The sequence below is a fragment of the Aeromonas sobria genome, from assembly GCF_050266975.1.
Lineage (GTDB): Bacteria > Pseudomonadota > Gammaproteobacteria > Enterobacterales > Aeromonadaceae > Aeromonas > Aeromonas sobria_B.
In genome coordinates this window covers 59,311-83,102 of the sequence record NZ_JBKISU010000014.1, presented here as the reverse complement: position 1 = coordinate 83,102, position 23,792 = coordinate 59,311, and the positions used below count along the sequence as shown (strand labels likewise).

26 protein-coding genes are annotated in these 23,792 nt (G+C 65.0%); 14 read left to right on the top strand and 12 right to left on the bottom strand.

Going from position 1 to position 23,792, the window contains the following annotated elements; translation table 11 throughout:
• Positions 1 to 75 precede the first annotated feature (75 nt).
• Together ACLHZ1_RS10040 and ACLHZ1_RS10035 are read right to left on the bottom strand one after the other, a co-directional pair.
• The gene (locus ACLHZ1_RS10040) at positions 76 to 765 is read right to left on the bottom strand and encodes an LrgB family protein (protein ID WP_427261973.1); all 690 of its coding nucleotides are present in this window, start codon (positions 763 to 765) and stop codon (positions 76 to 78) included.
• Positions 758 to 1,153, bottom strand: coding sequence for a CidA/LrgA family protein (locus ACLHZ1_RS10035; protein ID WP_427261972.1), 396 nt, complete (start codon positions 1,151 to 1,153; stop codon positions 758 to 760). Before ACLHZ1_RS10035 ends, ACLHZ1_RS10040 begins: the two co-directional genes overlap by 8 nt.
• 125 nt (positions 1,154 to 1,278) lie before the next feature.
• Between ACLHZ1_RS10035 and ACLHZ1_RS10030 the strand changes: the two genes are divergently transcribed.
• A complete protein-coding gene (locus ACLHZ1_RS10030) occupies positions 1,279 to 2,181 on the top strand; it encodes a LysR substrate-binding domain-containing protein (RefSeq protein WP_427261971.1) in 903 nt (300 codons plus the stop codon).
• Here ACLHZ1_RS10030 and ACLHZ1_RS10025 read toward each other — a convergent pair.
• Positions 2,148 to 3,644: a PLP-dependent aminotransferase family protein gene (locus ACLHZ1_RS10025; protein WP_427261970.1), complete on the bottom strand. Its 1,497-nt coding sequence runs from the start codon at positions 3,642 to 3,644 to the stop codon at positions 2,148 to 2,150. The two genes, ACLHZ1_RS10030 and ACLHZ1_RS10025, sit on opposite strands and share 34 nt — an antisense overlap.
• A 119-nt stretch (positions 3,645 to 3,763) precedes the next feature.
• Here ACLHZ1_RS10025 and ACLHZ1_RS10020 point away from each other — a divergent pair, with 119 nt between their 5' ends.
• Together ACLHZ1_RS10020 and ACLHZ1_RS10015 are read left to right on the top strand one after the other, a co-directional pair.
• Positions 3,764 to 4,201 (top strand): rhodanese-like domain-containing protein, encoded by a 438-nt coding sequence (locus ACLHZ1_RS10020; protein ID WP_408793529.1) that lies wholly within the window; start codon positions 3,764 to 3,766, stop codon positions 4,199 to 4,201.
• Entirely contained in the window at positions 4,191 to 4,916 is a 726-nt protein-coding gene (locus ACLHZ1_RS10015; RefSeq protein ID WP_427261969.1) for a GNAT family N-acetyltransferase, read from the top strand. The genes ACLHZ1_RS10020 and ACLHZ1_RS10015 overlap by 11 nt, the downstream gene beginning before the upstream one ends.
• A 150-nt stretch (positions 4,917 to 5,066) precedes the next feature.
• Here ACLHZ1_RS10015 and ybaK read toward each other — a convergent pair whose 3' ends face one another.
• Positions 5,067 to 5,537 (bottom strand): Cys-tRNA(Pro) deacylase, encoded by a 471-nt coding sequence (ybaK, locus tag ACLHZ1_RS10010; RefSeq protein WP_427261968.1) that lies wholly within the window; start codon positions 5,535 to 5,537, stop codon positions 5,067 to 5,069.
• A 198-nt stretch (positions 5,538 to 5,735) separates the two neighbouring features.
• Between ybaK and ACLHZ1_RS10005 the strand changes: the two genes are divergently transcribed.
• Both ACLHZ1_RS10005 and ACLHZ1_RS10000 read left to right on the top strand, forming a co-directional pair.
• The gene (locus ACLHZ1_RS10005) at positions 5,736 to 6,482 is read left to right on the top strand and encodes a PAS domain-containing protein (protein WP_427261967.1); all 747 of its coding nucleotides are present in this window, start codon (positions 5,736 to 5,738) and stop codon (positions 6,480 to 6,482) included.
• Positions 6,373 to 7,224: a GGDEF domain-containing protein gene (locus ACLHZ1_RS10000; RefSeq protein WP_427261966.1), complete on the top strand. Its 852-nt coding sequence runs from the start codon at positions 6,373 to 6,375 to the stop codon at positions 7,222 to 7,224. The genes ACLHZ1_RS10005 and ACLHZ1_RS10000 overlap by 110 nt, the downstream gene beginning before the upstream one ends.
• A gap of 93 nt (positions 7,225 to 7,317) precedes the next feature.
• Here ACLHZ1_RS10000 and ppc read toward each other — a convergent pair whose 3' ends face one another.
• Both ppc and argE read right to left on the bottom strand, forming a co-directional pair.
• Entirely contained in the window at positions 7,318 to 9,951 is a 2,634-nt protein-coding gene (gene ppc / locus ACLHZ1_RS09995; RefSeq protein ID WP_427261965.1) for a phosphoenolpyruvate carboxylase, read from the bottom strand.
• 326 nt (positions 9,952 to 10,277) lie between these two features.
• A complete protein-coding gene (gene argE, locus ACLHZ1_RS09990; protein ID WP_427261964.1) occupies positions 10,278 to 11,423 on the bottom strand; it encodes an acetylornithine deacetylase in 1,146 nt (381 codons plus the stop codon).
• A 288-nt stretch (positions 11,424 to 11,711) separates the two neighbouring features.
• On the opposite strand from argE, the gene argC reads away from it, so the two are divergent.
• The 5 genes from argC to argH all read left to right on the top strand — a co-directional run bounded on the left by argC (position 11,712) and on the right by argH (position 17,347).
• Entirely contained in the window at positions 11,712 to 12,719 is a 1,008-nt protein-coding gene (gene argC, locus ACLHZ1_RS09985; protein WP_427261963.1) for an N-acetyl-gamma-glutamyl-phosphate reductase, read from the top strand.
• A gap of 15 nt (positions 12,720 to 12,734) precedes the next feature.
• A complete protein-coding gene (gene argB, locus ACLHZ1_RS09980; RefSeq protein ID WP_408793550.1) occupies positions 12,735 to 13,514 on the top strand; it encodes an acetylglutamate kinase in 780 nt (259 codons plus the stop codon).
• Between the two features lie 22 nt (positions 13,515 to 13,536).
• Positions 13,537 to 14,448, top strand: a complete 912-nt coding sequence (locus ACLHZ1_RS09975) for an ornithine carbamoyltransferase (RefSeq protein ID WP_427261962.1) — start codon at positions 13,537 to 13,539, stop codon at positions 14,446 to 14,448.
• Between the two features lie 51 nt (positions 14,449 to 14,499).
• Positions 14,500 to 15,735 carry an argininosuccinate synthase gene (locus tag ACLHZ1_RS09970; RefSeq protein WP_042000966.1) on the top strand — a complete coding sequence of 412 codons (1,236 nt, stop codon included), beginning with the start codon at positions 14,500 to 14,502 and terminating at the stop codon, positions 15,733 to 15,735.
• 226 nt (positions 15,736 to 15,961) lie between these two features.
• Entirely contained in the window at positions 15,962 to 17,347 is a 1,386-nt protein-coding gene (argH, locus tag ACLHZ1_RS09965; RefSeq protein WP_427261961.1) for an argininosuccinate lyase, read from the top strand.
• Between the two features lie 103 nt (positions 17,348 to 17,450).
• On the opposite strand, the gene ACLHZ1_RS09960 is transcribed toward argH, so the two are convergent.
• Positions 17,451 to 18,344: a LysR substrate-binding domain-containing protein gene (locus tag ACLHZ1_RS09960; RefSeq protein ID WP_427261960.1), complete on the bottom strand. Its 894-nt coding sequence runs from the start codon at positions 18,342 to 18,344 to the stop codon at positions 17,451 to 17,453.
• A gap of 96 nt (positions 18,345 to 18,440) precedes the next feature.
• On the opposite strand from ACLHZ1_RS09960, the gene ACLHZ1_RS09955 reads away from it, so the two are divergent.
• The 4 genes from ACLHZ1_RS09955 (at position 18,441) to ACLHZ1_RS09940 (ending at position 20,489) form a co-directional block, all read left to right on the top strand.
• On the top strand, positions 18,441 to 18,767 hold the full coding sequence (locus tag ACLHZ1_RS09955; RefSeq protein ID WP_408793558.1) for a carboxymuconolactone decarboxylase family protein: 327 nt from the start codon (positions 18,441 to 18,443) through the stop codon (positions 18,765 to 18,767).
• Positions 18,758 to 19,150: a tautomerase family protein gene (locus ACLHZ1_RS09950; RefSeq protein WP_427261959.1), complete on the top strand. Its 393-nt coding sequence runs from the start codon at positions 18,758 to 18,760 to the stop codon at positions 19,148 to 19,150. The genes ACLHZ1_RS09955 and ACLHZ1_RS09950 overlap by 10 nt, the downstream gene beginning before the upstream one ends.
• Positions 19,151 to 19,155: 5 nt before the next feature.
• Positions 19,156 to 19,671, top strand: a complete 516-nt coding sequence (locus tag ACLHZ1_RS09945) for a DUF4865 family protein (RefSeq protein WP_427261958.1) — start codon at positions 19,156 to 19,158, stop codon at positions 19,669 to 19,671.
• A 182-nt stretch (positions 19,672 to 19,853) separates the two neighbouring features.
• Positions 19,854 to 20,489: an FMN-binding negative transcriptional regulator gene (locus ACLHZ1_RS09940; RefSeq protein WP_427261957.1), complete on the top strand. Its 636-nt coding sequence runs from the start codon at positions 19,854 to 19,856 to the stop codon at positions 20,487 to 20,489.
• 146 nt (positions 20,490 to 20,635) lie between these two features.
• Here ACLHZ1_RS09940 and ACLHZ1_RS09935 read toward each other — a convergent pair whose 3' ends face one another.
• From ACLHZ1_RS09935 to ACLHZ1_RS09915, 5 genes are all read right to left on the bottom strand, one after another.
• Positions 20,636 to 21,097, bottom strand: coding sequence for a GNAT family N-acetyltransferase (locus ACLHZ1_RS09935; RefSeq protein WP_427261956.1), 462 nt, complete (start codon positions 21,095 to 21,097; stop codon positions 20,636 to 20,638).
• A gap of 37 nt (positions 21,098 to 21,134) precedes the next feature.
• Positions 21,135 to 21,347, bottom strand: coding sequence for a hypothetical protein (locus ACLHZ1_RS09930; RefSeq protein ID WP_427261955.1), 213 nt, complete (start codon positions 21,345 to 21,347; stop codon positions 21,135 to 21,137).
• Positions 21,348 to 21,435: 88 nt separating this feature from the next.
• Positions 21,436 to 21,777, bottom strand: coding sequence for a DUF1294 domain-containing protein (locus ACLHZ1_RS09925; RefSeq protein ID WP_427261954.1), 342 nt, complete (start codon positions 21,775 to 21,777; stop codon positions 21,436 to 21,438).
• The gene (locus ACLHZ1_RS09920) at positions 21,774 to 22,361 is read right to left on the bottom strand and encodes a sugar O-acetyltransferase (protein ID WP_427261953.1); all 588 of its coding nucleotides are present in this window, start codon (positions 22,359 to 22,361) and stop codon (positions 21,774 to 21,776) included. The genes ACLHZ1_RS09925 and ACLHZ1_RS09920 overlap by 4 nt, the downstream gene beginning before the upstream one ends.
• Before the next feature lie 65 nt (positions 22,362 to 22,426).
• On the bottom strand, positions 22,427 to 23,677 hold the full coding sequence (locus ACLHZ1_RS09915; protein WP_427261952.1) for an MgtC/SapB family protein: 1,251 nt from the start codon (positions 23,675 to 23,677) through the stop codon (positions 22,427 to 22,429).
• Positions 23,678 to 23,792 lie beyond the last annotated feature (115 nt).

Here is a 23,792-nt window from a genome sequence, read left to right as displayed (position 1 = left end):
GCCTTATGGCGCCCTATTTGTTGCTCCTGCTCCCTGGGGAAGAGCCCCGGATCATGGCGCCGCTTCGGGGCGCGCTCACCACAGTAGCTGGCCGAGCAGGGGGGCGAGCAGCACAGTCACCATGCCGGCGATCATCATCACCATGCTGGCGACCACCCCCTCCTCCTTGCCCATCTGATAGGCCCGGGCCGTGCCCGCCCCGTGGGCCGAGGCGCCAAAGCCCGCCCCCCTGCCGAGCCGGCTGCGGATGGCGAGGCGGCGCAGCACGCACTCCCCCACCGCCATGCCGATCACCCCGGTCAGCACCACGAACAGGGCGGTCAGATCGCTCTGGCCCCCGACGCTCCGGCTCGCCTCCACCGCGAACGGCGTGGTGATGGAGCGCATGGCGAGGCTGCGTTGCAGCAGATCCGACAAGCCGAACCAGCGGGCCAGCAGCACCGAACTGCCCACCGCCATCACCACGGAGGCGAGTACCCCGAGGGAGAGGGAGAGCCAGTGCTTGCGCATCAGGGCCCGGTTCTCATAGACGGGAATGGCGAAGGCGACCGTGGCCGGGCCCAGCAGCCAGAGCAGCCAGTGACTGTCGGCCATATAGGCCTCGTAGGGGATGTGGCAGAGCAGCACCAGGGCGACCAGCAGGGCCGGGGCCAGCAGCAGCGGCATCAGCGGCAGTATCTGCACCCGGCGATAGAGCCACTTGCTGAGGTAGTAGAACAGCAGGGTGAGCGCCAGGCAGAGCAGGCTCAAGGCTTGGCTAGTCATGGCGGCGATGCCTGCGGGCCAGCCTGAGCTCGAGCCGGTAGACCCTGTCCACCACCAGGGCCGTGGTGGCGAGCACCAGCACGGTACTGAGCCCTATCACCAGCAGGATCCGCACCCCCTGATGGAGCATCAGCTCCTGGTAGTTGACCACGGCCACCACGGCGGGCACGAAGAACAGCAGCATCTCCGCCAGCAGCCAGCGGGATCCCGCACTGAACCAGCGGGTCTTGACCACCCCGAGCAGGATCAGGGCGAGCAGGGCCAGCATGCCGGTGAGGTTGGCGGGCAGGGGCAGGTGGAACAGGCGCACGGCGCCATCGGCCAGCCACCAGATGGCGGCCAGCAGGGAGACCTGCAAGGGGGTGAGCAACCAGGAGGGCAGTGACATGGGGGCGGGCCGGTTGTTGAGACTGGCACCAGTGTAGCGCCGGGACAAACCTGCAAAAAATGAATTTAAATTATCAAAATTATGCCAAATTGGCATGATATGACCCCCATCAGCGGAGAGAGTCCATGGATATCCGAGCCCTGCGTTACTTCGTCGAGCTGGTGCGCGAGCAGAGTTTCACCCGCGCCTCCCAGCGGCTGTTCGTCACCCAGCCCACCATCAGCAAGATGATCCGCAACCTGGAAGAGGAGCTGGGCCAGCCCCTGCTCAGCCGGGTGGGCCGCCGCTTCACCCTGACCGACGGGGGGAGGGTGTTGTTTGCCCGGGGCCAGGAGATACTGGCCCAGATGCAGCAGCTGGAGACGGAGTTGGCGGACTTGCAGAGCCTCAAGGGGGGACGGCTGGCCCTGGGCATGCCCCCCATGGTGGGCCACGTCTATGCGGATCTCATTCGCCGCTATCGCAGCCGCTACCCCGCCATCGAGCTCTCCATCGTCGAATATGGCGGTCGGCGCATCGAGCAGGCGGTGCTGGAGGGGGAGCTGGATCTCGCCATCACCATGCTGCCGGCCCGGGAGACGGCCGAGCTGGAGACCCTGGATCTCGACTGCTACCCGATCCAACTGGTGCTGCCCGCCGAGCCCCGCTGGCGCGAGCGGGCCTGCGTACGCCTCTCGGATCTGCGGGAAGAGCCCCTGCTGCTCTACACCCAGGCCTTCACCCTGAGCGAGCGCATCGAGCAGGCCTGCCTCGCCGAGGGATTCACCCCCCAGGTGGCGGCGCGCAGCAGCCAGTGGGACTTCCTCACCGCCATGGTGCGCAGTGGCATGGGGATCGCCTTCCTGCCCGAACCCGTCTGCCGCCGCCTGACCCAGGATGGTCTGATCCTGCGCCCCCTGTTGCCGGAGATGAGCTGGCGGCTCGGGGTGATCTGGCCGAGGGGCCGCTACCTCTCCCGCAGTGCCGAGGCCTGGCTGGCCCTTTGCCGCGAGCGTCAGCAGGGAGGGTCGGCCTTGGCCCCGGGCTGAGCCGGGTCGTCCGGCGCCTGGGCCATCAGCCGGCCCAGGGCGCGGCAGAGCTGGCGCAGGCTGGCGTTGTCGAGCGCCCCATAGCCGAGCAGCCAGCCTTCGTGGCGGGGCGGCGACGCCGCGTCTGGCGGGGTCAGGTAGAAGTCGCTCAAGGGGCGCAGCCCCAGCCCCTGGCGATTGGCCCGGGCCGTCCAGCGCGCCTCCTCCCCCGGGGGGAGCAGGGCGCACAGCTGCAAGCCGGCACCGGTATGGATGGGGGTCAGGGCCGGGCACTGGCTGGCCAGGGTCTCCACCAGCAGGTCGCGGCGGCTGCGGTAGAGGGGGCGCATCTGGCGCAGGTGGGCGGCGAAGTGGCCCCCCTGGATGAAGTCGGCCGTCACCCCCTGCAACAGCTGGTTGCTGTGGCCGTCGATGGCGGCGCGGGCCTGGCAGAAGGGGGCCATCAGGGCGTGGGGCAGCACCAGATAGGCGAGGCGAAGGGATCCGAAAAGCACCTTACTGAAGGTGCCCACGTAGAGCACCCGCCCCTGGCTGTCCAGCCCCTGCAGGGCGGGGAGCGGACGCTGGTCATACTGGAACTCGCCGTCATAGTCGTCCTCTATGATCCAGGCGTTGTGGCGCGCCGCCTCGGCCAGCAGCGCCATCCGCCTTGGCAGGCTCATGGCCATGCCGAGGGGATACTGGTGGGAGGGAGTGCAGTAGATGAGCCTGGGGGCGGGCAAGGAGCCGACTGGATTGAGCCCCTCCTCGTCCACGGGCACGGGATGCACCCTGGCACCGGCACTCACCATGGCGCTGCGGGCCCCCGGGTAGCCCGGCTCCTCCAGCCAGACGCAGTCGCCCGGATCCGTCAGCAGCTGGGCGGCGAGCTGGATCCCCTGCTGGGAGCTGGTGAGGATCAGGATCTGCTCCGGATCGCAGTTGACTCCCCGCGACTGCATCAGATAGCCGGCGATGGCCTCGCGCAGGGCCGGCAATCCCTGGGGATCGCCGTAGCGCATCAACTGCTCCCCCTCCCGGCGCCAGCGCTGCTGCAACAGCTTGCCCCACAGCTCGCCGGGGAAGGCGAGGGCATCGGCCTGACCCGCCCCGAAATTGGGCCTGGGGTTGACCTCCTCGCGGCAGCTGCCGCTGGCCTGCATGGCCTCGCCGCGCCGGGAAAGGGATCGCGCCGCCCTGAGCGGGACGGACCTGGGGGGCGTCTGGCGCGGCGCTATGGCGACGAAGCTGCCGGCCCCCACCTTGCGCACCAGATAGCCCTCGGCCTCGAGCCTGGCGTAGGCCAGCTCCACTGTGCTGCGGGACAGGGCGAGATCCCGGGCCAGGGCCCGGCTGGCGGGCAAGCGGCTGTGGAGGGGCAGCTGACCGGCCAGGATGGCGGTGCGCAGGGCGCGTACCAGTTGCTCGTGCAGTGGCAAGTCCCCCTGCTGCAGATTGGCGAACAGGGTCGGCAGGGCGGGCATGGTGGGCTCCGGGTGGTGAATTGGTCTGGTCTGTCTGCCAGAATTGGCTATCTTGGCAGGGCCATTATGGCGCTAGATTAGGCTCATTGACCACCCGCATCATGTAGAGGGAGATAACCATGAGTGCCGTTCTCGCCACCGGATTGGCCAGCCCCCAGGCTGCCGTCAGCTTCTTTACCGACCAGCTCGCCTATCGCACCGACCCGGCCGACCTCGCCGCCGACCTGCTGGCGGGGGAGGCCGCCATCGTCGTCATCGACACCCGCTCCCCGGGGCACTATGCCGAGGGCCATATTCCCGGCGCCCTCTCCTTGCCCCACCGCACCATGGACGCGGCCAGCACGGCCTCCCTGGATCGGGATCTCGTCTATGTCTGCTACTGCGATGGCATCGGCTGCAACGGCTCGACCCGCGGCGCCCTGAAACTGGCGGCCCTGGGCTTCAAGGTGAAGGAGCTGATCGGCGGATTGCACTGGTGGCGGCAGGACGGCTTTGCCGTCGCCACCGGCCAAGCGCCCGGTCGCCTGCTGGCAGGGGGGAGCGACTGTGGCTGCTGAGGTGGAGATAAACGGCTTCGGCCAGGCGGTCGGCGCCGAGCTGGCACATTGGGCGGGGGCCGAGTTCCCACCCCAGCGGATCATGAGCGGCTGGGGCTGCCGCCTGGAGCCCCTGGATCCCGCGCGCCACTGCCCCTCGCTCTGGCAGGCCTTTGCCGCCGATGATGGCGCCATGTGGACCTATCTCACCAGCGGCCCCTTCGCGGACGAGCCGGCCATGCTGGCCTGGTTGCAGCAGTGCGCCGCCAAGGGGGATCCCCAGTTCTACACGATCGTCGATGAGGCGAGCGGCCAGGGACTGGGGCTGGCCAGCTACCTGCGCATCGACCCCGGGGCGGGCAGCATCGAGGTGGGCTGGCTCCATTTTTCCCCCGCCATGCAGCGCACCCGCCTCTCCACGGCGGCCATGGCGCTGATGATGGGGCGGGCCTTCGCCCTGGGGTATCGCCGCTACGAGTGGAAGTGCAACGGGCTTAACGTGCCGTCCCGCCAGGCGGCACTGCGGCTGGGGTTCAGCTATGAGGGAACCTTCCGCCAGGCCAGGGTGGACAAGGGGCGCAACCGGGATACCGCCTGGTTCTCGGTGCTCGACGGCGAATGGCCCGCCCTGCAACGCTGCTTCGAGCTTTGGCTGGACGACGCCAACTTCGACGCACAGGGGCGCCAGCGGCTGCGGTTATCGGATCTGACCGCCGCCTGCCGGGTGACGCCATAAGCCTGGGGTCCCGCCTGACTGGCAAAGCTGAAGAGGCCCCGCTTGCGGGGCCTCTCTCATGCTGCAAGCTGCCCAGCCATGGCGCCGACCCATGGCGCTCGCTCGTGCCTTGCTCTGGAGCATGCAGTCCATGGCGTTCGCTCGTGGCGTTTATTCGTGGGGCTCGCCGATGGGGGCGGCGAGCCACTTCAGCAGTGCAATCATGTCCTTGGGCGCCACCCCCACCGAGAGGCCGCGCTTGCCGCCGCTCACCAGGATCTCGTCGAACGCCATGGCGGAGTCGTCCAGCACGGTCGGCAGCGGCTTCTTCTGGGCCAGGGGGCTGATGCCCCCCACCTTGTAGCCGGTCAGCTTCTCGGCATCGGCCGGTTTCATCATCTCCACCTTCTTGAGCCCGGTGGCCTTGGCGAGCTGCTTGAGGCTGCACATACCGGAGGAGGGCACTATGGCCACCACCGCCTGCTTGTCGTGATGGGCGAGCAGGGTCTTGAACACCTGGGCCTGGGGCAGGCCGAGCTGGGCCGCGGCATGTTTGCCGAAGTCGTCGTGGGCCTCACACTCGTAGGGGTAGAGCCTGTGGGGGATCTTGAGCTTTTTCAGCAGGTTGATTGCGGGGGTCATGGAGATTCCTTGAATCGCGACAAGGTCAGAGAGTGTGCGCTCAGGGGGCTGGTATGGCAAGTAGCTCGCGCCCCTGGCCGCCTCCCGGGGCGACCAACATTAGCGCAGTCGAATGTTCGCACCTATGCTCTGGGGTCTCAGCCCCGCGTGCCTATGCCTGTTGTGGTTATATGTGGACTATCGAAAGGAATCGTAGCCATGAATATCCCCGTGATCCGTCCTCCTGATGAGGATACCGACGCGCTTGGGCGTTATGATGCCCAGGCCAGATTGACCGCGATCGACCGCGCCTATGGCATAGTCGCGTTCGATCTCAGCGGTCGCATTGTGTCGGTCAACCCCAGGTTCTGTGCCATCCTCGGCTACGCTCCCGAGGAGCTGATCGGCCAGTCCCATCTCCTGCTGGTTCCCTTCGAGCAACGGGGTGAACATGGCCGTTTCTGGCAGGGGGTGCTCTGCGGCGAGATCTATGCCGGCAAGTGCCGCCGCATCATGCGCAGCGGCAGGAGCGTCTGGATCCATGCCACCTACACGGCCATCACCGACGAGGCGGGCTCGCTGCTCGGGGTGATCAAGCTGGCTCACGACATCACCTCGGAGGTGCTGGCCGAGCTGCGTGTCGAGCAGCAGAGCCAGCTGTTCGACATCATAGTCGCCGCCCATCAGAGTTTTCTGCTCGATCGCAACCTCGCCTCCGCCTGCGACACCGTGTTCGAGCGGTTGCTGAGCGTGAGCCAGAGCGCCTACGGCTTCATCGGCATAGTCCAGCACGAGGAGAAGGGGCTCAGCCTCTATATCCCCTCCATCTCCAATGTCTCCTGGGATGAGGCCACCCATGCCTGGTACGAGCAGCAGCGCCAGGAGAGGGGGGGGGCTCATCTTCAGCAAGCTCGACAACCTGTTCGGTCATGTGGTGACCCACAACACCCTGGTGTGCTGCAATGATCTGCCGCGTCACCCGGCGAGCCGCGGCGTCTCTCCCCATGGCCATCCCCATCTGGACAGCTTCCTCGGCATCCCGATCCGCCACAAGGGGGAGGCCATCGGCATGATAGCCCTGGCGAATCGTCCCGGCGGCTTCGACGAGGCCCTGGTCACCCTGCTCGAGCCGCTCACCACCACCCTCGGCACCCTGATCCATGCCCGCAACCTGGAAGATGAGCGCAGCCGGATGGAACGGGTGCTGCGCTTCAATGCCGAGCACGATTTTCTCACCAAGCTGCCCAACCGCAGCAGCTTCTTCAGCCAGGCCAACCTCTTGCTAGAGCACATCCAGCGCCACCCAGCCGAGGGGGAGGCCTGCTGTCTGGCCCTGATCGATATCGATTTCTTCAAGCAGATCAACGATGAACACGGCCATCTTGCCGGAGATGCCGTACTCAGGGAACTGGCCCAGTTGCTGATGCAGACGGTGCGCAGTCAGGATCTGGTGGCCCGCTTTGGTGGGGAGGAGTTCATCATGCTGCTGCGCCACACCGCGCTGGAAGCGGCCCACGGCATCATGGAGCGTACCCGCCAGCAGATAGCGAACCACCCCTTCTTGCATCAGCGCCAGGAGATTGCCGTCACCATCAGCGCGGGCATTACCCCCTACCAGATGAGTTATCGCTGCATGGACGACTGGCTGCAATGCGTGGATCAGCGCCTCTATGAGGCCAAGCGCCGGGGGCGCAACCGGATCGCATAGGGTCTGTGGTCAGCAGGACACACAGGATCCATGGAACGAAAAAGGGCGCCAGATTGGCGCCCTTTGACTATGTGATTGCCAGCTTGCCAGCCATCAACCCGTGTTGCGCATGCCGGCGGCGATACCGGCGATGGTGACCATCAGCGCCTGATCTATCTCCTCGTGCAGGGACTCCGGGTCGCGGCGCGAGCGGTTGAGCAGCTCGGCCTGCAGCACGTTGAGGGGATCCGTGTAGGGGTTGCGCAGCTTGATGGACTCCTTGATCCAGGGCTGATCATCGAGCAGGTCCCCTTGCGGGCGCAGGGCCAGCACCACATCGGCGGCGTCGGCGAGTTCCTGGCGCAGCTGCTTGCCGAGCGGCCAGAGGTTCTCCGGCACCAGACGGGTGTCATAGTACTCCGCCAGCCAGCTGTCGGCCTTGAGGAACACCATCTCCAGCATCTCGAGGCGGGTGCGGAAGAAGGGCCACTGGCGGCTCATCTCTTCCAGCACGGCCTGGTGACCGTTGTCGATGGCCTGTTGCAGCCCCTGGTGGGCGCCGAGCCAGGCCGGCAGCATCAGCCGGTTCTGGGTCCAGGCGAAGATCCAGGGGATGGCGCGCAGGCTCTCGACACCGCCATTGGGCTTGCGCTTGGCAGGGCGGGAGCCGAGCGGCAGCTTGCCGAGCTCCATCTCCGGGGTGGCGGCGCGGAAGTAGGGCACGAAGTCCGGGTGGCCGCGCACTATGCTGCGATAGTGCTCGCAGGAGGACTCGGCCACCTGCTCGATCACGGTGCGCCAGCTCTCTTTGGGCTTGGGCGGCGGCAGCAGGTTGCCCTCCAGCACGGCGCTGGTGTAGAGGTTCAGGCTGTTGATGGCCACCTTGGGCAGGCCGAACTTGAAGCGGATCATCTCCCCTTGCTCGGTGACCCTCAGGCCGCCGCGCAGGGATCCCGGCGGCTGGGACAGGATCGCCTGATGGGCGGGGGCGCCGCCGCGACCGACGGTGCCGCCGCGGCCATGGAACAGGGTCAGGCGCACCTTGTTGGTCTCGGCCAGGGCCACCAGGGACTCCATGGCGGCGTACTGGGCCCAGCCGGCGGCCATCATGCCCGCATCCTTGGCCGAATCCGAGTAGCCGATCATCACGTATTGGCGACCCTGGATGTAGCCGCGATACCAGTCCACCGACAGCAGGCGATCCATGACGGCGGTGCCCGCCATCAGGTCTTCCTGGGTCTCGAACAGCGGCGCCACCGGCATGCGGAAGGTGCAGCCGGCTTCTTTGAGCAACAGCTGCACCGCCAGCACGTCGGACGGGGCGCCGGCCATGGAGATGATGTAGATGCCGAACGCATCCGGATCATGGGCGGCGATCACCTTGCAGGTGTCGATGGTCTCCTGGGTCTCGTCGCTCGGTGTCCAGTCGCTCGGCAGCAGGGGGCGGCGCGAGTTCAGTTCGTTCAGCAGGAAGGCCTGCTTGTCGTCCTCGCTCCACTCGGCGTAGTCCCCCATGCCCAGATAACGGGTCAGCTCGGAGAAGACCTGGCCGTGACGCTCGCCGTCCTGACGGATGTCCAGCTTGACCAGGTGGATGCCGAAACAGGCCAGCTTGCGCAGTACGTCCAGCAGCATGCCATCGGCGATGTTGCCCATGCCGCAGGCGTGCAGGGAGTGGTAGCAGAGCTCCAGGGGCTCGCGCAGCTGGGCCGTGGTCTTGACCAGATCCCGGCTCTCGCTCACCTGGCCCTGCACCTTGGCGGTGAGGAACTCCTGGGTCTCGCGCAGCTGCTCGCGCAGCTCGCGCACCAGGGCGCGATAGGGTTCGGCACTGTCGCCGACGCGATCGCGCACCGCCTGGGTGCAGTCGGACATGGAGAGCTCCGAGGTGAGCTCCTTGATGTCCTTGTAGAACAGGCTCACCGCCATCCAGCGGCCCAGCTCCAGCACCTCGGCGGTCACCTTGGCGGTGACGAAGGGGTTGCCGTCACGGTCGCCCCCCATCCAGGAGGTGAACTTGACCGGGGCTGCGTCCAGGGGCAGGCGCACCCCCAGGTGTTGCTGCAACCGTTCGTCCAGGTTGCGCATGAATTCGGGGATCGCGGGCCAGAGGCTGTTTTCCACCACGGCGAAGCCCCACTTGGCCTCGTCCACCGGGGTGGGACGCTGTACCCGGATCTCGTTGGTGTGCCAGGCCTGATTGACCAGCTGTTCGATGCGATTGAGGATCTTGTCCCGCTCACGGGGCAGCAGATCGGAGAGCTCCAGCGCCTCCAGGCAGTCGTTGAGCTGCACATGCTTGTGGATCAGGGTACGACGGGTCACCTCGGTCGGGTGAGCGGTCAGCACCAGATCGATATCCAGCTCGCGCACCGCCTGGATGATGGCCTCTTGCGACAGGTTGGACGCCTTGAGCTTGGCGAACATCTGCTCCAGGGGATCCGGGGTGCAGACCTGTTCTTCGCTGCGGCGGGAGATGGTGTGGAACTGTTCGGCCACGTTGGCCAGGTTGAGGAACTGGCTGAAGGCGCGGGCCACCGGCAACAGTTCGTCGTCCGAGAGGGTGCGCAGGGTGTCGAGCAGACGCTCCCTGTCGGCCTCGTTGCCCTTGCGAGAGGACTTGGCCAGTTGACGAATGGTTTCGATCTTGTCGAGGAAAGCCTGTCCCTGATGATCCTTGATGGATTTACCCAGCAGCTGGCCCAGCATGCCTACGTTGGCCCGTAGAGCGGCGTACTTTTCGTTCATTCCACATCCTTATTCTGGTTGGTGCCTCTCTCCTTCCAAGGTGAGAGACAGCCTCACTTATTGTTGTGCGATTACAACATATGCTCCGTCATCTTAGGGGGACAATCTACCCAGAATGTCTGCGCGAGGTCAAATAACAGGCCGATTAAGAACATGTATTTTCGATGATCCTGGTACTGGACCGAGTCCGGTTGTCCCGCCTTCTGTCATGTAACTTTCCTACATATCCGATTGCGACTCCCTGCGCCCGGTAGCCGCCTCACCCCGCCCCTTTGATCATGACGGCGCCGGGTGAGTCGTGTGGATGGCTGGAGCCCAGCCCAGGCCTAGCAGCAGAAGCGGCGGATCAGGTGTTGCAGCACCGACTTGGTCGGCTCGACGAACGACAGATCCAGGTATTCGTCCGGCTGGTGGGCCTGGGCGATGTGGCCCGGGCCCATCACTATGGTCTGGCAGCCCAGCTGCTGGATGAAGGGGGCCTCGGTGCAGTAGTTCACCGATTCCGCCTTGTGTCCGCTCGCCTGCTGCGCCTCGCGCACCAGCTGGGAATCGGCGTCACAGGCATAGGCGGGGATGGGTTCGTGCAGGTGTTGCAGGTGCAGGCAGCCCGGCTGGTGAACCTCTATGGGAGCGAGCGCCTCCTTGAGCATCCCCATCAGCTCGTCCGGCCCCACTTGCGGGGTGGGACGCATGTCGATGTGCAGCTCGCAGCAGCCGCAGATGCGGTTCGGGCTGTCGCCCCCCTGGATATAGCCCAGATTCAGGGTCGGCTGGGGCACCTTGAAGCGGTGATCTGCATACTTATCCTTGAGGCTCTGCTGCAGCTTCAGCACCTGGCCCATGGCCTGGTGCATGATCTCCAGGGCGTTGACCCCGTTGGCGGGATCCGAGCTGTGACCGCTCTTGCCCGTGATGCGGATGGCTTCGGACATGTGGCCCTTGTGGGCCACCACAGGCACCAGGCCGGTGGGTTCGCCGATCACCGCATAGTCGGGTTTGAGTTCGGCCGCCGCGGCAATGGCGCGGGCCCCCGCCATGGTGGTCTCCTCGTCGGCGGTGGCCAGGATGCGCAGGGGCTTGGTGAGGGTCTTGAGATCGATATCCTTGAGCGCCTCCACGATGAAGGCGAAGAAGCCCTTCATGTCGATGGTGCCCAGGCCGTACAGGCGGTTGCCCTCCTCGGTCACCTTGAAGGGATCCTTGCGCCAGGCGCCCTGATCGAAGGGCACAGTATCGGTATGGCCCGCCAGCAGCAGCCCCCCTTCTCCCTGACCATAGGTCGCCACCAGATTGAACTTGCCGGGCAGATCCGGCAGGGCCGTCACTTCGCAGCGAAAGCCGAGCTGATCAAACCAGTCCGCCAGCAGTCGGATCACCCCCTCGTTGCTCTGATCCCACTTGGGATCCGTGCTGCTGATGGAAGGAATTGCAATAATATTCTTATAAAGTGAAAAAAAATCCTGATTGGCCACTAGCTCCTCCTTGCACCCTAGGAAGGTTTCTGTTAGAAAATACAAATGCAAACTGAGTGAATGAATATTCTATTCTTGCGCTCACCGATAAGGCTCTAGTTGTAAGGGAAAGTCAATGTTCTGTCACCTGATCTATCACCGACGACGCAACCCCGCCTGAATTGTCTCCGCGTGAGCCAGCCAGCTCATCGCCCCTTGCCTGGCAAGGCAGAAGAGGCGATTCACGGCCTCTTAATCTTTATGCAGCATCATGCTGTGAACCCAGACCTCAGATTTTGGAATCGATCAATGCTTAACACCGTTATCGTCGGTGCCAGTGGCTACGCGGGAGCAGAGCTGGCCGCCCTGGTGCAGAACCACCCTCAACTCAAGCTGTTCGGCCTCTATGTTTCCGCCGGCAGCCAGGACGCCCACAAGCGCTTCTCCTCTCTGCATCCCCAGTGGGTGGGGGAGCTGGATCAGCCGTTGCTGCCCCTGGACGAAGACGGCATGACCCGGATCCTGACCCAGGCCGACCTGGTGCTGCTGGCCACCGCCCACGAGGTGAGCGCCGAGCTCGCCCCCAAGTTCCTGGCCAAGGGGCTGCCGGTGTTCGATCTCTCCGGCGCCTTCCGGGTGCAGGATCAGCAGTTCTATCAGGATTACTACGGCTTCACCCATGAGAACGAGCAGTGGCTCGCCCAGGCGGCCTATGGTCTGGCGGAGTGGAATGCCGATGCGATCAACGCCGCCCAGCTGATTGCGGTACCCGGCTGCTACCCCACCGCCTCCCTGTGCGCCCTCAAGCCGCTGCAGCAGGCGGGTCTCATCAAGGCGGAGTGGCAGCCCATCATCAATGCGGTCTCCGGTGTCTCGGGCGCCGGCCGCAAGGCAGCGGTCAATACCAGCTTCTGCGAAGTGAGCCTGAGCCCCTACGGCACCTTCACTCACCGGCATCAGCCGGAGATCAGCCACCACCTGGGCAAGGGGGTGCTGTTCCAGCCTCACCTTGGCAACTATGTGCGCGGCATCCTGGCCACCATCTACGTGCAGCTGGCGGACGACGTGACCCCGGAGCAGGTGGATCAGGCCTATCTCGCCGCCTACGAAGGCAAGCCTCTGGTACGCCTCACCGGCCAGATGCCCTCCATCCGTGGCGTGGCCAGCACGCCCTATTGCGATCTGGCCTGGCAGCAGCAGGGCAACATGCTGGTGGTGGTCTCCGCCATCGACAACCTGCTCAAGGGGGCGGCCTCCCAGGCCATCCAGTGCGTGAACATCAAGTTTGGTTTTGAACCGGCCACGGGCCTGATTTAAGGAAGGGTGAAGAAAATGGACAAACAGACACTGGTAATCAAGTTGGGTGGAGCCCTCATCGAGAACGACGAGGCCCTGACCGCCCTGTTCGCCACCCTGAAAACCTTCCTGGACGATCAGCACAGACCCCTGGTGCTGGTGCACGGCGGTGGCTGCCTGGTGGATGATCTGCTCAAGGGGCTGGGGATGACCTCCAGCAAGAAGAACGGCCTGCGGGTGACCCCGTTCGAGCAGATCCCCTTCATCGCCGGTGCCCTGGCCGGTACCGCCAACAAGCAGATGATGGCCAAGGCCATCGCCTGCGGTATCCCGGCCGTGGGCCTGTGCCTGGCCGATGGCGGCCTGTGCCAGGTGGTGCAGCTGGATCCGCAGCTCGGCGCGGTCGGCGACTGCACCCCGGGCAACCCAGCCCTGGTGCAGGGGGTGCTCTCCCAGCAGTTCCTGCCGGTCATCAGCTCCATCGGCATCACGGCGGAGGGTCAGCTGATGAACGTCAACGCGGATCAGGCGGCCACGGCGATTGCCGAAGCCCTGGGCGCCGACCTGGTGATGCTGTCGGATGTGAGCGGCATCCTGGATGGCAAGGGCAAGCTGGTGCCGCAGCTCGATAAACAGACGGCGCTGGATCTGATGGAGAAAGGGGTCATCACCGATGGCATGGCGGTCAAGGTGAAGGCGGCGCTCCATGCCGCAGAGACCCTGGGCAAGCCGGTCTGTGTCGCCAGCTGGCGCTACCCGGATCAGCTGCTCCAGCTGCTTGGTGGCGCCGCCATCGGCACCCAGGTTACCCTCTAAGGCACGACAAAAGGACGATTCGATGCAACACCTGCTCAAAGACAGCGACCTCAGCAAGGCCCAGATCCTGGCGTTGATAGCCCTGGGCAAACAGGTCAAGGCCGATCCCAAGAAGTATGCCCATGCCCTGGCAGGCAAGGCCGTGGTGACCCTGTTCGAGAAGCCCTCCCTGCGTACCCGGGTCACCTTCGACATCGGCATCGCCAAGCTGGGTGGCCACAGCGTCTATCTGGATCAGCAGAACGGGGCCCTGGGCAAGCGGGAATCCGTGCAGGATTTCGCCGCCAACCTGTCCCGCTGGTGTGACGCCATCGTCGCCCGGGTATTCGATCACCAGACGCTCGTTGATCTGCAGCAGTATGCGACCGTGCCCGTGGTCAACAGCCTGTGCAACCTCTACCACCCCTGCCAGGGGCTGGCGGACTTCATGACCATCGCCGAGCACTACGACGATCTGTCCAAGGTGAAACTGGCCTACCTCGGCGATGGCAACAACGTCAGCCACTCCCTGCTGCTGCTGGGGGCGACGCTGGGCACCGATGTCACCCTGATCTGCCCCAAGGGTCACGGCCCGGATACCCAGATCTTCCTCGAGGCTCAGGCCCTGGCGGCCGAGTCGGGGGCCACCATCCATATCAGCGATGACGTCGCCGATATCGAAGGCTTTGACGTGGTTTATACCGACACCTGGGTCTCCATGGGTGACAACACCCCGATGGAACAGGTAAAAGAGATCTTCATGCCTTATCAGATCAACCAGGCCCTGCTCGACCGGACCGGCATCGCGCATGTGCTGCATTGCCAGCCGGCCCATCGGGAACTGGAGATCACCTCGGAAGTGATGGATGGCCCCGCCTCCCTCATTCTGGACGAGGCAGAGAACCGGATGCATATCCAGAACGCCGTGCTGCTGACCCTGCTGGGTCACAAATGAGCGACCGACCCTGTTTTTAATGTTTTCAAGATTGATCATGGAGAGAAGTAAATGAGCGGAATCAACAAGATAGTACTGGCTTACTCGGGCGGACTGGATACCTCGGCCATCATTCCCTGGCTCAAAGAGCACTACAACGCCGAAATCATCGCCTTCGTTGCCGACGTCGGTCAGGGCGAAGACGATCTGGAAGGGGTGGAAGAGAAGGCCCTGGCCTCCGGCGCCGCCAAGTGTGTGGTCTATGACCTGAAGGAAGAGTTCGTCAAGGACTACGTCTATCCGACCCTGAAGACGGGCGCCATCTATGAGGGCACCTACCTGCTGGGTACCTCCATGGCCCGTCCGGTGATCGCCAAGGCCATGGTGGAAGTGGCCAAGGCCGAAGGGGCCGACGCCATCGCCCACGGCTGCACCGGCAAGGGCAACGACCAGGTGCGTTTCGAAGGGGCCGTGGCCTCCCTGGCGCCCCAGCTGAAAGTGATCGCCCCCTGGCGCATCTGGGACATGCGTTCCCGTGAAGAGCTGCTCGCCTATCTGGAAGCGCGCAACATCCCCTGCAAGGCGACCCTGAAGAAGATCTACAGCCGTGACGCCAACGCCTGGCATATCTCCACCGAAGGTGGCGAGCTGGAGAGCACCTGGAACGAGCCGTCCGAAGCGGTCTGGCAGTGGACCGTCTCCCCGGAGCAGGCACCGAACGAGCCGGAATACGTCAAGCTGACCGTCAAGCAGGGCGAGATCGTGGCCGTGGACGACCAGCCCCTGAGCCCCTATCAGGTGCTGGTGACCCTGAACGAGCGTGCCGGCAAGCACGGCGTCGGCCGCATCGACATCACTGAGAACCGTCTGGTGGGCATGAAGTCCCGCGGCTGCTACGAGACCCCGGGTGGCACCGTCATGATGGCGGCCCTGCGCGCCATCGAAGAGCTGGTGCTGGACAAGCCCACCCGCGCCTGGCGCGAGAAGCTGGGGGCCGAGTTCTCCCACCTGGTCTATGACGGCCGCTGGTTCACCCCCCTGTGCAAGGCGGTACTGGCGTCCGCCAATGCCATCGCCGAGGATCTGGACGGTGAAGTGGTGCTGAAGATGTACAAGGGCCAGGTGAGCGCGACCCAGAAACGCTCCGGCAACAGCCTCTACTCCGAAGACTTCGCCACCTTCGGCGCCGACGAGGTGTACGACCAGAGCCATGCCGAAGGCTTCATCCGCCTCTACACCCTGGCCAGCCGCATTCGTGCCCTGAAAGAGCAGAATCTGGCGGTCGGCGGTGACCATACCCACGGTTGATCGTCACTGACGATGAGCCAGACGAGGGGGCCAGGCCCCCTCGTTTATCAAGGCGCCGCGATGGCTAAGGGTCAGGGGCCCTTAGCCATCGGGGTGGGAGGGTCGGCAGGGCGACCCTCAAGCGTGATGAAAGGGGCGCAGGCGCCCCTTTCATGAGATAACCCTTCATCGAGACAATCCGCGGCAGGCGCAAGGCGCCGCCGACAACGCATTCAAGGAGAGCAGTATGGCACTTTGGGGTGGACGCTTCAGTCAGGGGGCCGATAGCCGGTTCAAGCAATTCAACGACTCGCTGCGCTTCGATTACCGTCTGGCGGAGCAGGACATTCAAGGCTCCATGGCCTGGGCCCGCGCCCTGGTCACGGTGGGTGTGCTGACCCAGGACGAACAGGGTCGGCTGCAACAGGCGCTGGAGGTGCTGCTCGCCTCGGTGCAGCAGGATCCCCGGCAGATCCTGAGCTCGGATGCCGAAGACATCCACTCCTGGGTCGAGGGCAAGCTCATCGATGCCGTTGGCGATCTCGGCAAGAAGCTGCACACCGGCCGCTCGCGCAACGATCAGGTCGCCACCGATCTGAAACTCTGGTGCAAGGCCCAGGGCGAGTTGCTGCTCGCCTCCATCAGCGCCCTGCAACAGGGACTGGTGGCCTGTGCCCGCGCCAACCAGGCCGCGGTGCTGCCCGGTTACACCCACCTGCAGCGGGCTCAGCCGGTCACCTTCGCCCACTGGGCTCTGGCCTATGTGGAGATGCTGGAGCGGGACCATTCCCGCCTGCAGGATGCCCTCAAGCGTCTCGACACCAGCCCGCTCGGCTGCGGCGCCCTGGCCGGCACCGCCTATGCCATCGACCGGGAAGCGCTGGCGCTCGACATGGGCTTTAGCGGCGCCACCCGCAACAGCCTGGATTCGGTGTCGGATCGGGATCACGTGGTGGAGCTGATGCACGTGGCGTCGCTGTCCATGGCCCACCTGTCGCGCTTTGCCGAAGATCTCATCTTCTACAACACCGGCGAGGCGGGCTTCGTGGAGCTCTCCGATGCGGTCACCTCGGGGTCCTCCCTGATGCCCCAGAAGAAGAACCCGGATGCTCTTGAGCTCATTCGTGGCAAGACTGGCCGGGTAGTGGGCGCCCAGATGGGCATGCTGATGAGCCTAAAAGCATTGCCGCTGGCCTACAACAAGGACATGCAGGAAGACAAGGAAGGGCTGTTTGACGCCCTGGATACCTGGCACGACTGTCTCGACATGGCGGCCCTGGTGCTGATCGACTTGAAAGTGAATGGCGAGCGCACCAAGGCGGCGGCCCAGGGTGGCTACGCCAACGCCACCGAGCTGGCGGATTATCTGGTGGCCAAGGGCATTCCGTTTCGCGAGGCGCACCATATCGTCGGTGAAGTGGTGGTCCAGGCCATCAAGCTGAAGAAGCCGCTGGAGGAGCTGTCCCTCTGCGAATTCCAGGGGTTCAGCCCTGTCATCGGCGAGGATGTCTACCCGAACCTGGAGCTGGAAGCGACTCTGGCCAAGCGGGTCGCCAAGGGCGGCGTCGCCCGCGAGCAGGTAGAAGGCGCGCTGGCCGCCGCCGAAGCCTGGCTGGCCAAGCGGGTGGGCTGATCCCCGCGGCGCGCCAGCGCAATGACAAGAAAAACGGCAACCTCAGGGTTGCCGTTTTTTTATGCACTTTCTTGGACGGGGTGACCGACCCTCGCAGAGGCACTCAGCCTCTGTGCCCGGCGCTGGCCTGATGCACGGCGTCCGTGAGCAGCCGTTGCAACTGGCGCCTGGCCTCGTCGGTCTCATGGCTGGCGCCGAGCAGCACCACCCCCAGGGTGCCCGGTGACGGCAGCACGGCGCCGAGGGGCGCTAGACTGGCCGGCATGCCGATGGCGGAACGCACCGTGATCCCGAGCCCGGCCTGCACGGCGGCCCAGATCCCCCCCAGGCTCTGACTGGTGAAGGCGATGCGCCAGGGGATCCCGGCCTCGTCGAGGGCGCGGATGGCCCGCGCCCGCATCAGGCAGGGGGCATCGAAGAGCACCAGGGGAAAAGGCTCCCCCCGCGCGAGCAAAGGGGCAGGATCCCACTCGGGGTGGGCAATCCAGGCCAGCTGCACCACCTCGATGAGGGGAAGATCCTCCCGCTCTCCCTGTGGTTGCCAGGCGAGAGCCATGTCGAGGGTGCCTGCCCTGATCCCCTGCACCAGGGCCCCGTTGCGATCGATGCGGGTCGTCATGCGCAGGGCCGGGTGCTGGCGGCAGAGGGGCCCCAGCACGGCGGGGAGCAAAGATTCGCCGAAGTCCTCCTGCACCCCGAGCCGGATCTCCCCTTGCAGCAGTTCCCCCTTCAGGGCGAGCAGAGCTTCGTCATTGAGCTCCAGCAGCCGCTTGGCGTAGCCCAGCAGGCGCTCGCCGCTGGCCGTCGGCACCAGGTGACGGCCCTGCTTCATGACCAGATCGGTGCCGCACTGCTGTTCGAGTTTCTTCAACTGGGCGCTGACCGCCGAGGTGGAGCGGCACAGCCGCTGCGCCGCCAGGGCGAAGCTGCCGCACTCCAGCCCCAGCACGTAGCTGCGCAGGGCATCGAGATCCAGGCTGGGGGGAAGGGGTGACATTATCGTCCTTATAATCGGGATTGTTGGTCTTGAATATTTCGATTTTTTAAATTGTAGCAGTGAGGGAGAGTGGCTTCATCCACCAAGGAGATTGCCATGACACCCGATGTTCCCGATCGCGCCACCCTGGCGCAGCTTGCCCCCCGACTCGCCCAACTGGCGGAAGAGACGCTGTTTGGCGATATCTGGCAGCGGCCCGCCCTGTCAGCCCGCGAGCGCAGCCTGATCACCCTGGCCATACTGGCGTCCCTGGGCCGGGTGCAACAGCTGCCCTGGCACATCGCATTCGCCCGGCAAAACGGCCTGACGCGGGATGAGCTGGAAGAGCTGTTCACCCATCTCGCCTTCTACGCCGGTTTGCCCGCCGCAGTGACGGCCGTGGGCTATCTGCCCGCCCGCGAGGAGGCGACCCCATGCCGCTGACCCGCATCACGGTGCGCGAGGGGATGAGCGACGCGCGCCTGCAACAGCTCAGCGCCCTCTATCACCAGACCCTGGTGGAGGTGTTCGAGGTGCCGCCGGAGGACAAGTTCCAGATCCTCGAGATCCTGCCGGCCGGTGCCCTCATCTATCACCCCCACTACCAGACCGGCCGCCGGGACCAAGGCTTCATCCTGTTCCAGATCCTGGCGGGAAAGCCCCGCAGCACCGCGGTCAAGGAGCGGCTCTATGCCCGGCTCGCCGAGCGGCTTGAGGCTGAGCTTGGGATCCATCCCGACAACCTCATGGTGGTGATCCAGATGAACGGCAGTGAGGAGTGGAGTTTCGGACGGGGTCTGATGTTCCGGCTGGAGGTGAGCCTATGATCGCCATGCACTACAGATTTACCCTGCCGGCGGACTACGACATGGGACTGATCGAGGCTAGGATCGCCAACCATGGCGCCAAGCTGGATGGTTTTCCCGGTCTGCTGTTCAAGGCCTATCTCTACAGCCGCCAGGACGATGGGGCCCTGCCGGGGCAGGAGAACCGCTATGCCCCCTTCTATGTGTGGCACAGCGCCGAGGCCATGGACCGATTCCTGGCGAGCGAGGGATTCGCGGCGCTCACCCGGCATTTCGGCTGGCCCCGCATCCAGAGCTGGCAGCTGCTGCGGGCGCCGGATCCGGCCTCCCTCGACGGGACCTGCATGGCCAGGCTGCGGCGCACCAAGGTCGCTTCCCACGACCAGTTGGCCGGACTGCATGGCGAGGCCATGGTGAGTGGCTGGGATCTCTCCCGCTGGGAGTGGCTTGAGGCGGATTTTCTCCCCTCGCTCCCCTCGTCAATGCCCCCGGAGGCCGAACTCTATCGTATCGGCTATCTGGCCAAGGGGAGGGGGGAGTGACAGGGCAGAGGGGCTGAGCGGGAGGAGGGGTCAGTCCCCTGGCCGTTACGTCGGTGTGGTGCTCGTGGCTGGCCCCGTCGCTGGCGGCGCCGGTCGGCAGATTCGGGGTGACGGCCGGCGCCAGGCAGGGCATGATCCCCCGTATTGCGTATGGACACGCCAACCGGAACCAAGGAGCTCCCATGTATCTGCCACCCCATTTCGCCGTTACCGATCCCGCCTCTTTGCACCAGCTGATGCAGGCCCACCCCCTGGGCGCCCTGATCACCTCTGGCGAGCTGGGGCTGGATGCCAACCACCTGCCGTTCGAGTTCGATGGCGATGAGGGGGAGCATGGGATCTTGCGGGCCCATGTGGCTCGCAACAACCCGCTCTGGCAGGAGGTGAAGGAAGGGCAGGAGGTGCTGGTGATCTTCCGGGCCGCCGAGGGCTACATCTCCCCCAACTGGTATCCGAGCAAGCAGGCGCACCACAAGCAGGTGCCCACCTGGAACTATGCCGTGGTACATGCCCATGGCCGCATCCGGGTGCGGGACGATGCCCGCTTCGTGCGCCGCCTGCTGGCCACCCTGACTCGCACCCAGGAGGCTGCCGAGCCAAGGCCCTGGAAGATGGCGGATGCGCCGAGGGACTATGTCGAAGCCATGGTGGCGGCCGTGGTGGGCATCGAAATCGAGATAACCGGGTTGGTGGGCAAGTTCAAGCTGAGTCAGAACAAGGAGGAGGGGGACCGGCTGGGGGTCGTCGATGCTTTGCAGGCCAAGGGCCAGACCGCGCTGGCGGAGGCGATGCAACAGTCACCACTCTCGCCGCGATAGCGATACATTCCGCCATGTGGAGAGATAGTAAAACGGCAACCCATGGGTTGCCGTTGTTGATGGCGCGTCCGTTCAGAGCATCATTGGCCAGACGGCTGGCGCCATAGCGTCCATTTCGAGACCAGCCATGGGGCTGGCTGCCTGGACTACAATGCCTTGCGCATCAATGCATTGGGGATCATGACGCCACGGCGGACTGGATACCTTCTCTCCTCCACATGAAAGCCATGCAGTGCGAAGAAGGGTTCCGCCGTCTTGCTCACATCGGCCGTCAGTTCGTCGATACCCAATAACCTGGCCTCTTCATGAAGGCGCATCATCAAGCGGGTGCCGACCCCTTGTCGTGCATGAGAGCCAGCCACGAAAAAGTGGTCGATATAGCCATTGGGCTGAACGTCAGCATACCCGGCGATGTCACCATCAATGTCAGCGACAAAGGGGCGTAATGTCCTGATATGGTCAGCCCACAGCGTCGGGGAAATATCCTCGGGCGCCCATGCCTGAATCTGCTCCGCTGTGTACTCTGCCGATGCAACTTCATGCACTGCCGATAAAAAAACCTTAAATAACGCGGCTTCATCCCCGATGTTGAATCGTCGAATGTTCATTGTTTCCTCTCTGGATAACGGAGACTGGGTGCCCGGCTCAGAGATCCCTGAATGGCTTGAGCTTCTCTTCCTCGATGACGATGGCCTCCAGATTGGCGACCCGCTCCTGCAGCTCCTTGATGACGAGATCCTGCTTGCCGAGGCGATCCGTGATGCGGGCATCCCCCAGCTGGTAGCGGGCGCGCTTGCCGAGATAGCCGAACAGCACGCTGATAAAGACGATCAGGACTATGCCTGTCCACATGGTCATAAGAACCTCCTTGCACTGAACGGGATAACCGGCTGGCCTTGTTGTCTCATGCCGATCCGTTGGCGGCCATGCCCGGGAGCTTGTCCGCTCATGTCCCCTGCCAGAGCGGTCGGCTGATCCAGAGCCCCCACAGGCTGAGGTGCAGCAGCACGATAAACCAGAACCGCAGCCGATAGCTGCCCTTCTGGGTCTTGTGGCGCAGCCAGTGGCGGGCCACCAGGGCGCCGGGCCAGCCGCCGCACAGCTCCAACAGATGGAGGCGGGATTCCGGGACGCGCCAGCCGCCGCGAATGGCCTGGCGCTTGTCGTGGGCGTAGGCCAGCACTGTGAGCAGGCTCATGGTGGTGACCAGGGCCAGCGGCCACCAGTTGGCCCCCTCAATGCCGAGCCAGGCGGTCCAGATCAGGGGCAGCAGGGCCAGGGCCATCATGACAGCAGCGCCTGATCCCGGGGCTCGTCCGGGCTGAGGGTGCGGATGACGTTGGCCGGATTACCCACCGCGACCGAGTCCGCCGGTATGTCCCGGGTCACCACGGCGCCGGCCCCTATGATGGAACGCGGCCCTATGGTGACGCCGGGGCAGATGATGGCACCGCCGCCAATCCAGCAGTCATCGCCGATGCGCACCGGCTGGTTGTAGGCGGTCCAGCTGCGCCGCGCCAGATGGTCCATGTCGTGGGTAGCGGTGTAGATCTGCACGTTGGGGGCCAGCAGCACATGGCTGCCGATGTGCACCTCGCCCACGTCGAGAATGGTGACGTTGAAGTTGAAGAAGGTCTGCTCGCCGATGTGGATGTTGCGGCCAAACTCGCAGGTGAAGGGGGTGCTGATCCAGCAGGAGTCGGGGCAGTGGCCAAACAGCTCGGCGCAGATCTGCCGGCGCAGGGCCTGATCCCCCGCCGCCGAGGCGTTGAGCCGGGCCAGCAGCGCCTGGCCGCGAATGCGATCGCTGGCTATCTCCTCGCTCTGGCTGTCGAGGGCGCCCCCCGCCAATACCTTGTCCCAGTCGCTCATGGGGTCGATTTCTCCGCTGGTCTGTGAGGCGGCCAGTATACCTCCGGCCGCGTCCGGGATCCTCCTCAGGCGAAGGGCAGGGCCAGCAGGGCGGACATCAGATAGGCCGCCAGCACCCGGCTGCCCAGGCGGCGACCCCCTATCACCAGGGCCAGCACCCCCTTGACCAGGGAGTTGACCAGCCCGGCCAGCAGTATGCCCCGGGTGGCCACCTCCAGGGTCAGTTCCTTGCTGGTGAGCTGGGAGAGCGACAATGTGATGGCGTCCACGTCGGTGATCCCCGACACCAGGGCCAGCAGATAGACCCCGGAGTCGCCCACCTCGCTCTGCAGCAGGGTGGCCAGGAAGCCGATGAGGGCCAGCAGCAGGCCGAACTTGATGGCGGTGGCGAGATCCAGCGGGTTGCGGGTCTCGGGCTGGACGGGCTCATCCGGGGTTGCCTCCCGCTGGCGCCAGAACCAGAAGGCAAAGCCGTAGACGACCAGCCCCAGGATCAGCAGGGGCGGGGCCAGGCGCAGGGCCAGATCCCGCTGGATGAGCAGCACCAGCACTAGCAGTCGCAGCCACATGGTGGCCCCCGCCAGCAATATGCCGGTGGCCAGCAGTCGCTCCAGCCCGGGCTGCTCCTTGTTGAGCCGGGCAAATTGCAGGGTGAGGGCGGTGGAGGAGGCCAGTCCCGCCAGCATGCTGGTGAGCACCAGCCCGGCACGGGTGCCGAGCAGGCGCACCGCGAAGTGGCCCGAGAAGGAGATGGCGGCGATGACCACCACCATCAGCCAGATCTGGAAGGGGTTGAAGGCGTTGAGGGGCCCCATCTCCTGGTTCGGCAGCACGGGCAGCAGCACCAGGGAGATGAGCAAGAAGCGCAGGGTGGCGTGAAACTCCGTCTCGCTCAGAAACAGCATGCCTTGCTGGATCTTGCCCTTGAGCCCCATCAGGAGCGCCGCCAGCACGGCGCAGGCCACCGCCTCGCTCGGGCTCAGCAGCACGGACATCAGCCCCAGCAGATAGGTGAGCACCATGGCCACCGAGCTGGTGAGGCCGAACTCCCCCTGCCAGCGTTGGGCCAGCCAGATGGAGAGGGTGCAGCCCATCAGCACCGCCAGCAGGCCGAGCAGGGGCAGCCAGGTGCCCAGGGTCGGCAGCAGCAGGGCGCAGACGCCGCCCAGCAGGCCGATGAGACCATAGGTGCGCATCCCGGCGACGCGCTGGTTGTCCCCCAGCTGGCGCACCTGCCAGCCCCGCTCCAGCCCTATGATGAGGCCGATGGCCAGGGAGACCAGGGCCCCGTTGATGGGGTCTGCATCGATCCACATGCCGAACTCCTTGCTCATGCGCCTCTGCCTGGATCCCATGATGGCACAGCGCGCACGGGGGAGCCGGGGTCTGGCTCACACTGCGCTCGACTGGCGCTTTGCACCGAATTGATAT